10 protein-coding genes are annotated in these 12,587 nt (G+C 50.7%); 4 read left to right on the top strand and 6 right to left on the bottom strand.

Translation table 11 applies throughout. The features are described from left to right. Nucleotides 1–63 precede the first annotated feature (63 nt). A complete protein-coding gene (locus CF651_RS21800) occupies nt 64–255 on the top strand; it encodes a YqzE family protein (RefSeq protein ID WP_094017103.1) in 192 nt (63 codons plus the stop codon). A gap of 238 nt (nt 256–493) precedes the next feature. Here the strand turns inward: CF651_RS21800 and CF651_RS21795 are convergent, their stop codons facing one another. The 3 genes from CF651_RS21795 to CF651_RS21785 form a co-directional block, all read right to left on the bottom strand. After that, nucleotides 494–1,453, bottom strand: a complete 960-nt coding sequence (locus CF651_RS21795; RefSeq protein WP_094016995.1) for a hypothetical protein — start codon at nt 1,451–1,453, stop codon at nt 494–496. A 141-nt stretch (nt 1,454–1,594) separates the two neighbouring features. Beyond that, nucleotides 1,595–2,647, bottom strand: a complete 1,053-nt coding sequence (locus CF651_RS21790) for a YqhG family protein (RefSeq protein ID WP_094016994.1) — start codon at nt 2,645–2,647, stop codon at nt 1,595–1,597. Then, nucleotides 2,644–4,443 carry a DEAD/DEAH box helicase gene (locus tag CF651_RS21785; RefSeq protein WP_094016993.1) on the bottom strand — a complete coding sequence of 600 codons (1,800 nt, stop codon included), beginning with the start codon at nt 4,441–4,443 and terminating at the stop codon, nt 2,644–2,646. The genes CF651_RS21790 and CF651_RS21785 overlap by 4 nt, the downstream gene beginning before the upstream one ends. A 164-nt stretch (nt 4,444–4,607) precedes the next feature. Between CF651_RS21785 and CF651_RS21780 the strand changes: the two genes are divergently transcribed. Next, nucleotides 4,608–5,696 carry a hypothetical protein gene (locus CF651_RS21780; RefSeq protein ID WP_094016992.1) on the top strand — a complete coding sequence of 363 codons (1,089 nt, stop codon included), beginning with the start codon at nt 4,608–4,610 and terminating at the stop codon, nt 5,694–5,696. Nucleotides 5,697–5,715: 19 nt separating this feature from the next. Continuing rightward, complete coding sequence (locus CF651_RS21775; RefSeq protein WP_094016991.1) at nt 5,716–6,561, top strand: lipoate--protein ligase family protein; 846 nt, start codon at nt 5,716–5,718, stop codon at nt 6,559–6,561. 236 nt (nt 6,562–6,797) lie between these two features. On the opposite strand, the gene dat is transcribed toward CF651_RS21775, so the two are convergent. After that, complete coding sequence (gene dat / locus CF651_RS21765) at nt 6,798–7,643, bottom strand: D-amino-acid transaminase (protein WP_094016989.1); 846 nt, start codon at nt 7,641–7,643, stop codon at nt 6,798–6,800. 115 nt (nt 7,644–7,758) lie between these two features. Then, the gene (locus tag CF651_RS21760) at nt 7,759–8,220 is read right to left on the bottom strand and encodes a DinB family protein (RefSeq protein WP_094016988.1); all 462 of its coding nucleotides are present in this window, start codon (nt 8,218–8,220) and stop codon (nt 7,759–7,761) included. Nucleotides 8,221–8,582: 362 nt separating this feature from the next. On the opposite strand from CF651_RS21760, the gene CF651_RS21755 reads away from it, so the two are divergent. After that, complete coding sequence (locus tag CF651_RS21755) at nt 8,583–11,252, top strand: adenosylcobalamin-dependent ribonucleoside-diphosphate reductase (RefSeq protein WP_094016987.1); 2,670 nt, start codon at nt 8,583–8,585, stop codon at nt 11,250–11,252. 279 nt (nt 11,253–11,531) lie between these two features. On the opposite strand, the gene CF651_RS21750 is transcribed toward CF651_RS21755, so the two are convergent. Then, nucleotides 11,532–12,140, bottom strand: coding sequence for a hypothetical protein (locus CF651_RS21750; RefSeq protein WP_094016986.1), 609 nt, complete (start codon nt 12,138–12,140; stop codon nt 11,532–11,534). Nucleotides 12,141–12,587: the final 447 nt, after the last annotated feature.

Here is a 12,587-nt window from a genome sequence, read left to right as displayed (position 1 = left end):
TGCTGCTGCACGTTTGAGCCTTTCCCTCATTGGCAACAATGGAAGAATGGGGGTGTCGGCCTATTGGCTAAAGGTGATGAGTTAATCAAATATATGACCGAGCAGTTTATTAAATATATGGAGACGCCGAAGGAAGTCCGCAAGCAGGCAAAAGCAAGCCAACGCGAGGTACGCGAGCATTGGCAGTACCGCTGGTTCGGTATGGTTCCGCTGGCCATCCGTATGTGGTTGAATGGTCTGCGCAAAAAAAAATGAAAAGCTTCTCCCCTATAGCACAGGGATGGGAAGCTTTTCTATATGTGAGGAGGAGAATAACCTAAGAGTTTTCGCCAGAAAACTGGCATCGGAAGCATAAGCTTAGAGTTTTCGCCAGAAAACTGGCGTCGGAAGCATAAGCTTAGAGTTTTCGCCAGAAAACTGGCATCGGAAGCATAAGCTTAGAGTTTTCGCCAGAAAACTGGCGTCGGAAGCATAAGTGCCCAGCGCGTTTTCGCTAGAAAACGGGCGGCGTGTCCTGCTGGTGGAACAGTTTGCCGGCTGCCGCAGCATAGCGGTAGGGGATCGCCCTGTGCCCGTTGTGCTCAAGCTGCAGGTACCCGTCCTCATTGGACCATTGCTGGTAACCGGTTACGGCAAACGGGATGTTCACTTGCCCCCCGTAGAGCTCGGCAATGAAGGTGAGCCGGGCAGGAACCGGCGTGTCAAGCAATGCCTGCAGTCCGGCAAAAGCCATGGACGGCAGAGGCTGCTGGAGCAGCCATGTCATGTTATCGTACGGATCGAAGCCGTCGATTTGCCGATTGGTGCTGATGTCATTCCGGGGTGTCACCGTAGAAGGGCTTATGATATCGGCGCTGCTTGCTTGTTCAGCATCAAGCAGCTGCTGCCTGGAGGTAAGGGGCAGCACTTCGCCGGATGACGCATCAATAAAGTAGGTATGATCTTCCGTTGTCACAATCCAGAGAGCGTGCATCGGGTCGATGTACCAGCGTTCTGCCTCATAAGAAGTATCGATAAGTTCAAGCTGTACCAGACTTTGGTACAGTGTGTTCATACTGAAAAGCGGGTTGCTGCCGCTGCCGTATTCGGACAGCTGGTACGTGTTCGGCTGATTCGGGTCCGCCGCGTGAATGACCAGGTAACCGACTTCACGGCCACCGGCCTGCAGCAGCACGATCCATCCGTGCGTCCCCGGACCGAGGGGATAGCTTGTCCAAGCGGCGGAGGACCAGGCCTCATAGCCCTTCTCTTTGGCAATGCGTCCCACCCATTGATTCACCGCATCCATGAAGGTCGGCGTAGTCATTGTCTTCAACCGTTCCGGGGAATCGGGCTTGACGATGGGAGCCGGTTGGGGCGGATGCTCTTGAATCGCTGCTGTGGAAAGCGGGCTTGCCGTCAGCAGGCTTGTCCATAAAAGGAGCGTTGAGAGCCTTAACACCAATTTTTTCATCCAGTCACCTGCTTGTTTGGGAGATGGGGCTCGATTTGCTATGCCCTTATTGTATAAAATATGCCTTGAAAAGTTTGTTAGAACCTGTAGGCCGCAAAAATAATAATTGCTTCTATTTTTGCAATCATTTAGCGGAACCCGTCAGTTCATGCCCGGATTCCCCGTTAGCAAATGAAACAGGCCGCAATTGATGACGGATATTTGGATACGGGGCCGGTACTGCCAATCGATTTCTTGCTCCCGGTTCCGATATTGATTCTCAATATCCGCCTTGGCCTCAGGCTCCGCCGCTTGAAGCAGGGGCTCGTAGTAGCTGCGGATTCGGGCGATCTCATCCTCCAGCCGAATTCTGGCTTCCGAGGCCCAGGTATGATCGTAGCTGCGAAGCTTCTGTTCCAAATACTGTTCAAGATAAATGACCGCGCGCGGCAGCGTAAATTTATCAGGCACCATGTAAACGTGGGCAGGGAGGACGGGGGTCAAAGCACGATCCTTGAGCACTTCTTGAAACTGCTCAACGATTTGACCTGTCACGAGATGGATGCCGAGCGAATGAATTTCACTGCGCTTCATGTCGCAGGCAAGCTCGACCTTGAAATTGACCTGCATCCAGCTTTCATAAGCTTGCGTGGAAAAGGTTTTCGAACGCGGCTCGCTCCTCACCTCTTCGAATAAGTGCACGAAGCGCCCCTTGCTGCGCACGGCGTCGAAGATTTGCTCGAGCCGGCGGCTGCCGAATGTCACCTCATCCTTCGGTACGCGTGCCACCACCTGCGTCGGGACGAAGCCGAAATAACGACCCAGGATGCTATCGGGGGCATGTTGAACGCCACCGGTGGCGCCTGCGTTAGGACCGCCGACCGCTGCGGCCCCGGTGAGGGGGGCGGTTCCTGAACCCGCAGGTGCTGTCGGAGCGGCCATCCCGGACGAATCCGGACGCTCAACTGCCTGCGGGGTGGCCGAGGACTGGGAGGCTTTATACGACTCCGGATTGAAGATGAATGTGCAGGTCATCGTCTCGGGGGGGACGCCGGTCCGTTCGACGAAGCTCCAGTAGTAAGGGCGGAAGGTCAGCTCCTTGTCGGCGGAGGGGGAGAGCTTGACGGTGACATAGTCCGGGTGCTTCTCCAGGATGTCGCACTGCTCCGCTTCTAAATAACGCATCACAAAATCTTGAATTTGTGCAGGCTTCACGGCGCCGCCTCCGCTTCATTCGGAATGGTCTGTCCCAGCGAATTTAAAATATTGCCCGCAATCGCAGGATTCTGCTGCGGACTGCGTTCGACCTCAGAGCGAATCGTGGAGAAGGAGCGCCCCAGATCGTCCATTTGCTTGCGGATCTCGTCTTCACTGCGGGAAGAGAGAATCATTTTGGCAAGATGCGTCTCAAGCGAATTGGACTTTTCGAACCGTTCCAGGATCGTGTCCAGCTCCCCGATCACGAGCTCGAACATATTAATCTTCTCGTGAAGCAGCGACAAAATGTATTCCTCAATTGTTCCCTTGGTGGACAAATTGTATATTTTCACATCGTCCTGCTGGCCCAGCCGGTGGACGCGTCCGATCCGTTGTTCCACGCGCATCGGGTTCCACGGCAAATCGAAATTGATCATATGGTGGCAAAATTGTAGATTAATCCCTTCGCCTCCGGCTTCGGTTGCCACCAGGACCTGCGCCCGGTTGCGGAACAAATCCATCATCCAATCCTTCTTGCCCCGATTCATGCCGCCACGGTAGGGGACAGCGGATATTTTGTTGTCCTTCAGGTATTGCATCAGGTATTCCTGAGAAGCGCGGTATTCGGTGAATATGATCACCTTCTCATTAATATCCCGTACGATTTCCATGACCTTCTCGGCCTTCGTATTCGCTTTGATGCTTCGGATCAGCTCTACGAGCTGCCAAATCCGTGGACGCATCGGCGAGTCCTCGGGCGTTTTCTTAAACATATTGACCAGAGTAATGAACACCGCATCCCGGCTGCTGCATACTTCCCGCTGGAGGGTGACCAGTGACAGAGCGCTGCTGATATCGCCGCCCGATTCCTCGTAGCGCCCTTTGACGAAGTCCGTGACGCCGTCGTACAGCGCCTGCTCCTCGGGGGACAGGGTAAGCGGAATATTGCGCACCACCCGCTTGGTGAAATTGACGTTGCCATTGCTGCGCCGATTGCGGATCATGACCTTGGACAGCTCCTGCTGAAGCTGCTCCTCGTTTTTGGGGATACGTTTATCCACAACGAAATTGGCTTGAAAGCTTCCTTGACCTCCGAGCTGGCCCGGCTTGAGAAGAGTAATGAGGTTGTAAAGCTCCTTCAGGTCATTTTGCACCGGCGTAGCGGTTAGCAGCAGGCAATATTTTTTGCGGAGATCGTTGATGAACTGATAGTTTGTCGTTTTTTTATTTTTCAGCTTGTGGGCCTCATCGACAATCAGCATATCGTATTCCATACCCAGCACAATGTCGCGATGCGGATCGCGTTTGGCGGTATCCATCGAGGCGACGATGATGTCGCACTGCGCCCACATGTATTCTTTTTTCTGGGCAACGGCAGGAATCCCGAATTTCGAATTCAGCTCCCGGACCCATTGAAGGACGAGGGAGGCCGGCACGAGGATCAGCACTTTTTTGATGAGCCCGCGAATCAAATATTCTTTCAGGATCAACCCGGCTTCTATCGTTTTGCCAAGCCCGACTTCATCGGCAAGAATGGCCCTTCCCCGCATCTCGGTCAAAACCTTCTTGGCAGTTTCAATCTGATGAGGCATGGGTGTCAGCTGTTGGATATGCAAGAGCGATTGCAGCTCGTCAAAGTCTGAAATCAGACTGGCCCGTTCGGCTTCGTAAGCCAGCTGATACAACGTCCAGTCGTCCCATGGACCGCCTCGCTGTGCTCGCTGATGCAGGTTTTCGAACCATTCCCGGTCAAAATGCAGCTGGACATCTTCGTTGAAGGGGCGCACGTGTTCTTTTTTCTCTGTTGGTTGCATGCGATGCCGCTCCTTTGGTGCCTTCCTTCGGGAAGGAAAGCTGGCATTTGGTGTGGCTATAAATAAGTAATTGTAATTTTTAGTATGGACGAAAAGAAACTCTTTCATAACCTTAACGAATCCATTATGATGAGTATTAGCATGAGGGAAGGGACGGATGGGGTTTGAATAAATGGGGCGTGGCGCTCATAGCCGCCGTTTGTATAAGTATCGGTATGCTGTTCTGGTTTCAACGGACAGAGCCGCCTCGTATTACTCCTGTCGATGAGGAAGTGACCAAAGCGATCGACGAAACCGGCGATTTGCTTGCAGCGGATGAGTTTCAGGTGTTCAGTGTGAACAGCAAGACGGAGAGCGGCAAGCCGATTCTGCAAACGACCGAGCCGATCAGCGGCATCAACTATACAGCCGAACATACGGTCATTACCGTATTTAATAGTAACGATCCGAAGGCGTTCCGTGGATTTTATGTACGGGACAAGCAGTCCGGCAGCTTCCTGCAATATGCAACGCCTCAGATGTCGCCCAAGTGCAGCTACGTTTCCGGCGATTTGATGTTTCTGACTGCTGCGGAGAAAACGGTGCAAAAGGGCAGCGAAATGACGAAGGTCGGCATTTATCAGCTGAAGGAGCATAAGTGGGTGAAGGAGTGGCTGGTGCCGGGGGGAGTTGAGGATGTGATGGGCCAAGGCAAGGACGTCTATTTCGTCACTTCCAATAATACGGATACGAGCTCAAACCTGTACAAGGCGGATCTGCTGACAGGCGAATGGGGCAAAATGATCCAGGAAGCGCGCCGGTATCCTTTGGACCAGGTAGCGCTGGATACGAGCGGAGATATTTATATAGGAACAACTCAGCGGGTAAAAAGCGAATGGTCCAATAAAATTTATCGCTTCAATCCGCAGCAGGTGCCTTATGAGCTGACGAGCAATTTTGTTTCCAATACGAGGCCCTTTTTCTTTACTATGACGGCTTTGAACGGTAAAATGCTTGTATTGCGGTTCGACACGTCCAATAAGGTTGTGGATATGGAAAAGCCCCTGGCATTGCTTGATTTGAAGTCCCGTAAGCAGATGCATCTGGCATGGCAGCACCGTCCGGTGGATGCGGTTGCCGTAGATGGCGGGTTTCATGTCCTTGGAGAGGACGGGATGTTGGCATTCGTAGCGCCGGATGTGGCAGAGAAGCCGACCCGGGAGTTTCAAATTCCAGAGCTGACGGCCGGGAAGTGGATCGCCGCGAAGAAGTGAGAGGCAGGTAGATAGAAGTATGAAAGAACAGTGGCGTTTTATTTCATCAGGGCCTCAAGACCCTGCATACAATATGGCAGCAGATGAAGCGATTCTCATCGCTCATAGCGAGGGAAAAGTTCCTCCGACCGTACGGTTTTATGGTTGGGATCCCGCAACATTATCGATCGGGTATTTTCAGAAGGCGATGGAAGAGATTGATTTTGAACAGCTTAAGGCAGAAGGGCTTGGATTCGTGCGTCGGCCGACCGGTGGGCGCGCGGTGCTCCACGATAAAGAACTGACGTACAGCATCATCGTTGCTGAGAGCTATCCGGGCATTCCGAGAGGCGTAACGGAAGCATACCGGGTGCTGAGCGAAGGGCTGCTGGCCGGCTTTCGCAACCTGGGACTCGATGCGCAGATGGTGCAGCTTGCAAGCGAAGAGGACAAAACGAAGTACGCGTCGATGGGCTCCGCAGCCTGCTTCGATTCCCCATCATGGTACGAGCTGGTCGTGGAGGGACGAAAAATTGCAGGAAGTGCCCAGACGCGGCAAAAGCAAGTGGTGCTGCAGCACGGATCGATCCTGCTGGATATGGATACGGATCAGCTGTTCCGCGTATTGAAGTTTAAAAATGAGCGTATCCAGGCGAGATTGAAGCAGCAGTTCGTTCACAAGGCTGTGGCCATCAACGATCTGTGCCGGCAGCTGCAAAGAGATACCGTACAAATGGACGAAGCGGAGCAGGCTTTTCGTATCGGGATGGCGGAAGGCTTGGATGTGGAGCTGGTGGAAGGCGAGCTGACGGATTACGAACAGTCGCTGGTACAGCAATTAATAGATGAGAAATATGCGAATGAAAGTTGGAACCTTCGGAGGTAGCCTTTGCTGCCCGAGGCCACTGAAAAAGTTACGGCTGCATGGACGGATCATTCTTCGGATCGCTGTTGTCCCCCGGATTTTTTTAATTTCAACCCGCTTATAGCGGTCAAAATCCGGGGTAAAGGCGACCACTTACGCTTCTACAGAACGATTCCGTCCACTCCGCCCGTTTTTCAATGGCTTCTGTAACCTCCGGAGGTTTTTTTTTGGTAGATAAGAAAGCAAAAAGTTTCAATTTAAAGAGACGGAGAAGCTGCAGGAATGAGCTGGGCGAACGCCTGCTGCAGTTTAACAGTGATAGCTCCCGGGGCCCCGGTTCCAATAGTCTGCCCGTCAACTTGAATAATTGGCGTTACTTCCTGCGTCGTGCTTGTCAGAAAGGCTTCATCGGCTTGCTGTACATTCTCCACTGTAAAGGGCTGCTCCTGAACCGGAATCGATAGCTCCCGGGCCAGCTTAAGCACGACATCCCTTGTAATCCCATGTAAAATCAGGTGGTTCGCCGGGTGGGTATGTAAGACACCTTCTTTGACGATCATGAAATTGGACGCGCTGCATTCGGTCACAGTACCGCTGCGATGAAGAATGACTTCATCCGCACCCTGATCCAAAGCGTGCTGCTTCGCCATCACATTGGGAAGCAAATTCAGTGTCTTCAGGTCGCAGCGCAGCCAACGGATATCGTCCATAGTAATAGCACGAATCCCGTGTTCGATCGTTGACAGCGGTCTTGCCATAGGTGAGCAGTACGCCATAAGGACAGGCTCCGCCTGTTTGGGAAAAGGGTGTGACCGAGGCGCGGCTCCCCGGGTAATTTGCATATACACGATGCCTTCCGTCAGCTCGTTGAGCCGAATAAGCTCTTCCAAATTTCCGTTCAATTCCGAAATTGAGCTGGGCAGTGCAATCCGGGTATCCTTCGCGCTTTTCTCCAATCTGCGGTAATGCCCGTCCGGTTCGAAGATGACCCCGTTATATACGCGGAATACTTCGTAGATCCCGTCGCCGAAATAATACCCGCGGTCCTCGGGTGAAATGGGCACTTGCTCCTTCGGCATAAATTGATTCTGAAACAAATACATGCTGAAGCCTCCTCTGGGAGTCCGCTCCTGGGAAACCGTACAGATGTCACCCAAGCCTCTCCATATAATCGAATCGCGTATTCAGAACTAGGTTATCAAAGGTCAGACGCGCATGTCAAAGGGAGGCAATCGTTTTACGCAGACTCATCATGAAACCGGTATGCACACCTTCGTGATACAAGCTGAAGCCCATCATCCCGCCCACGGTGTCAATGCCTTTGAAAGGAGCCGCCAACAAGTCCTCCGTCCGGTTGTACAGCTTTTGTTTGATTCTTAAAGGCTGCTCTGTCAATATGGATTTCAACGTTTCGAGTGAGGGAGGCTCGGTTTGCCAGTCGGCAGGCTTCGTACCATTTGCAAAAAGCACAGGGAACGTTTCCGGAAGTCCGAACGGTTCTCCCGCAAGCTTCAAGCACATATTTTCCTGGATGGTAGCAATGTGACCCAGATGCCAGCGCAGCGTATTGTTATACCCTGAAGGCATCAGGTCCGCAGTATCCTCGGTAACAAGGTCAAGCAGTTGTATGGTTCTCTCACGTACAAGCTCCAATTGGTGAAAAAGCTGTTCATTCTTCATAGGATAATGTCCCTTTCCAGATAAAAGATTAAGTCTTGCCTCATCTAGTATATGGTATACCAAATCAATGATGCAAGCTGCTTCGCAAGGAAGACTTCATCCTGATTTGACTATAGGCCTTAGGTTTCAATTCCGGTACGGTTCGGTGGGAAAAAGAGTCCGATCCTGTCGAAATATTTTATGAAGCGCTATACAAAAAAGAGAGCTTATTCGAGCAAATGGAAGCAATCGGGTTCGTTCCTTGTCCTAATTACCAAAATTCGCTACTCGCCTATTAGAAACACAATATATTGTAATGTATAATGAGTTTTGCACACTATATATTGTGTTTGGTGGATTTTACATTGCGGGAGGTTGTCGTATTGAAGACCGTGCATGGGAGTAAGTTGAATGGACTCAGTGAGAAAATTTTTCTCGATCGATATGCGCTAAAAAATGCAGATACCCGTCTTACGAAAGTCGGAGATACGGTACTGGTATTGACTAAGGACGATCCGAAATTTCCCGCCAAGGAGGTCGGGGAAGTGATCGCACGTACAGGCGATATTGTCCAGGTGCAGCTTCGGAGTGGTGATGTGGTTGAATCGCATGTCGAGAAGCTGACATTAACCGTAGAGAAAACCCCGGAGCAGCTGTGGGAACGATTGGCGAAGGCCATGGCTTCGGTAGAAGCAACCCCTGAGAAGAGAGAAGAATGGACACATAAATTTAAATATATTTTGCAGGACTGGAAGCTGGTTCCGGGCGGACGGATTGCAGCCGGTGCGGATGCGAGCGATGAGCTGACGCTGTTTAACTGCTACGTGATTCCGTCGCCCAAGGACAGCCGTGGCGGGATTATGAGCACCCTGACGGAAATGACGGAGATTATGGCTCGGGGCGGCGGTGTTGGTATTAACCTGTCTTCGCTTCGGCCGAGACGCGCTATTGTTAAAGGCGTGAACGGATCCTCCAGCGGCGCGGTATCCTGGGGCGGCTTGTTCAGCTACGCGACGGGTCTTATCGAACAGGGGGGCAGCCGACGCGGTGCGCTCATGCTGATGATGAACGACTGGCATCCGGATGTGGTTGATTTTATTACGGTGAAGCAGACGATGGGGCAGATTACGAACGCGAATTTATCGGTCTGCGTGAGCAACGGATTTATGCAAGCGGTGAAAGAGGATCTGGATTGGGAGCTAGTGTTCCCGGATACGAACGATCCCGAGTACGATGAGCTGTGGGACGGCAATCTCGACAAATGGAAGCAGCTTGGTAAAAAAGTCGTCGTTCAGCGAACAGTGAAAGCCCGCGAGGTATGGCATACGATTATCGAATCCGCATGGAAATCAGCGGAGCCTGGCGTTGTATTTATGGAGTACTATAATCAGATGTCCAACAGCTGGTATTTCAATCCCATCATTTGTACGAATCCGTGCGGTGAGCAGGGGCTGCCGGCTTGGGGCGTCTGCAATTTATCCGCGATCAACCTGTCCCAGTTCTATGATGCAGAGAAGCAGGATGTAGCATGGCATGAGCTTGGCAAGGTCGTGCGCTACTCTACCCGGTTCCTGGATAACGTCATTGACAAAACGCCGTACCACTTCGAAGAAAACCGGATGAACCAGCAGAACGAGCGCCGTGTAGGTCTGGGGACGATGGGCTTGGCGGAGCTGATGATTAAGCTTGAAATCCGTTACGGCAGCCCGGAATCGCTGCTGTTCCTGGATCAATTGTACGGCTTTATGGCAAAAGAGGCCTATCTGGCTTCTGCAGATATTGCGGAGGAAAAAGGCAGCTTTCAGCAGTTCGCGGCAGAGCCGTTCCTGCAAAGCGGCTTCATGAAGACGATGACGAGCGTCTATCCGGAGGTAGGGGCGGCCATTCAGAAAAAAGGGATGCGCAACGTAACGGTGATCACCCAGGCGCCGACGGGCAGTACCGGAACGATGGTGGGCACGTCCACGGGTATTGAACCGTACTTTGCTTTTGAATATTATCGTCAAAGCCGTCTCGGCTTCGACAAGCAGTATGTTCCGATTGCTCAGGAATGGAAGGATGCGCATCCGGATCAGGAGCTGCCGGACTATTTTGTAACGGCGATGGATTTATCGGCGGAGGATCATATTCGGGCCCAAGCGGCGATACAGAAATGGGTGGACAGCTCAATCTCGAAGACGGCGAACTGCCCGGCCGATTTTACTGTTGAGGAGACGAAGCGTTTGTATGAGCTTGCCTTCGACCTGGGCTGCAAAGGCGTGACGATCTACCGCGACGGCAGCCGGGATGTGCAGGTGCTGTCTACCGAGAAGAAGGAGGACAGTAAAGGCGCTGCGGAAGAAGCAAAGAGAAGTGAGCCGGTTCCGGCTCAGGCCGAGGTGCTGAATGCCGATACAAGGGAAGCGGCTCAAGCAGCGGATGGCAGCTACACTTCAGCTGCGGCACCGTCCTCTGCAACAAGCCTGACTTCCGGCGGAGGCTTGGTCAGTTCCTTAACCTCTGCTATCTCGGGAGCTGAGGTCGATAAGCAGTACAAACGCCGGCCGCAAATTTTGCGCGGGGCCACCTATAAATTCAATACGCCGTTCGGCATGGCGTATATTACGATCAACGATATGAACGGCTCGCCAAGCGAGGTGTTCCTGAATGTAGGCAAGGCGGGATCGGACGTATTTGCCATGTCCGAGGCACTCGGACGGGTGTGCTCTCTGTTCCTGCGCTACGGCGACCATGGCAACAAAGTACAGCTGCTGACCAAGCACCTGAAAGGCATTGGCGGCTCGGGCGCCATCGGTTTCGGTGCAAACCGCGTCGAATCGATTGCCGACGCGGTCGCCAAGGCGCTGGAGATGCACGGCGAGTTCCACGACGATGCGGACGCCTACGTGACGGCGACGCAGGAAATCGTCGCGGAGCCGCTAGCATCGCAGTATGCCGTGAACCGGCATGCGGCGACGTCGCTGGACCTGTGCCCGTCTTGCGGCTCGGCCTCGCTGATTAACAGCGAGGGCTGCAGAAATTGCAGCAGCTGCGGCTACAGCAGGTGCAGTTAAAGAGGGGAGGGGAGGCCCAGGGAGGGGCCTCTTGTGATTTTGCATAAAACATGAGAATTTTTACGTACTAAGTGAGAATTATTCGTCAGAAATATTGAGAATAATGAATATATGCAATGAGCTGTATTTTTATACAATTTTATATGCTATATTAACTTTCAACTCATAATATAAGCCTGTAGCAGTAAAATTTACATAGCTACAGGCTTGTTTCATATCTTGTATTGGAGTATAGATTTTAACTTTCAAAATGTTTGAGATTCTTGTTGTATGCTGAGTTTAAGTCTGTGCCCAAAGTTGATCTTGTGAAAAATTGGTGCAGGTGTGTCCTCCCGATTTAAAACTGATTTCTTTTTCGGCAAATTTATAACCCTTATTGTAGTATTCAATATTGATGAGCTGAGCTTTATAATTGACTTCATAGTAAATTCCTAATGCATATCTACAAACATGCTCTGGAAAAGTTTTACCATCAAACGACCAGATATCGTCGTAGCTTTCTTTCGTTAGAGCAATCAATCTATATCGGTCACTTTCTTTCTGCTCTTGTTTCCTATTAGATTTTTTCATTTCAATCGCAATTAGATTATCCTGATAGATATTATTACCTCTACTGTGAACAATAAGATCACAATTTATCTTTACAACAATGTCCTGAGGTCCGCGAATTGTTTTTAAAGATGTTTTAACTTTTCCATTTTTGTTTCGATTGTATTCCACATCAACTTTATAATCGGCAAACTCAGAATTTTGTACCAAAATATTGAGATGTAACATTAGTGCTCCACACAGCGTCCTTTCAGAGACGTTTGAAAGCAATAGTTCTAGATCATCATTAATGAATTTTTCATTTGCTTTTTCAAATATTTCAGTTAACCTTTCTTCCATAGTGCCTCCTACTCGTTTTTTTGATATAGCAATTTCAGTTGAAATTCTCTAAATTCAAAATCTGGCGGTCTTTCTTCTTTCCTTAATGAGGATCGAAAGGTCCGAAACGTGTATTATTAAGAGCAGTTTACGAAGCTTACATGTAAAGCCCCATTATTTATAACCTTCATCTAGCTTCTTGATTAAACCAGTAATACTATTTACTAAATACTCTAACAATTCATCACTCAATTGTTGGACTCCTTTGTAAATAGATTCACCAATGGCTATTTCATCATCCCAATGGTCATATCTATGGACTAACTTATTTCTTATCAATCTTAGATGAATCAATTTCATAAATTGAATGCCTTGAGCAGCTTGAGTTTTTAAGACATGAAAAAAGGAGTACCTCCCCAAATCTCGAAGTGTTTAGTACCCCTACCATACACTGAGAGAAGGTTGCAC

This window comes from Paenibacillus rigui, from assembly GCF_002234615.1.
Lineage (GTDB): Bacteria > Bacillota > Bacilli > Paenibacillales > NBRC-103111 > Paenibacillus_S > Paenibacillus_S rigui.
The sequence above is the reverse complement of the archived record's forward strand: the minus strand, read 5'-3'. Positions and strand labels throughout refer to the sequence as shown.

Coding starts and splice junctions, on each gene's coding strand:
- CF651_RS21795 (WP_094016995.1), bottom strand. CDS start 1,453: ATGAAAAAATTGGTGTTAAGGCTCTCAACGCTCCTTTTATGGACAAGC.
- CF651_RS21785 (WP_094016993.1), bottom strand. CDS start 4,443: ATGCAACCAACAGAGAAAAAAGAACACGTGCGCCCCTTCAACGAAGAT.
- CF651_RS21775 (WP_094016991.1), top strand. CDS start 5,716: ATGAAAGAACAGTGGCGTTTTATTTCATCAGGGCCTCAAGACCCTGCA.
- dat (WP_094016989.1), bottom strand. CDS start 7,643: ATGTATTTGTTTCAGAATCAATTTATGCCGAAGGAGCAAGTGCCCATT.
- CF651_RS21760 (WP_094016988.1), bottom strand. CDS start 8,220: ATGAAGAATGAACAGCTTTTTCACCAATTGGAGCTTGTACGTGAGAGA.
- CF651_RS21750 (WP_094016986.1), bottom strand. CDS start 12,140: ATGGAAGAAAGGTTAACTGAAATATTTGAAAAAGCAAATGAAAAATTC.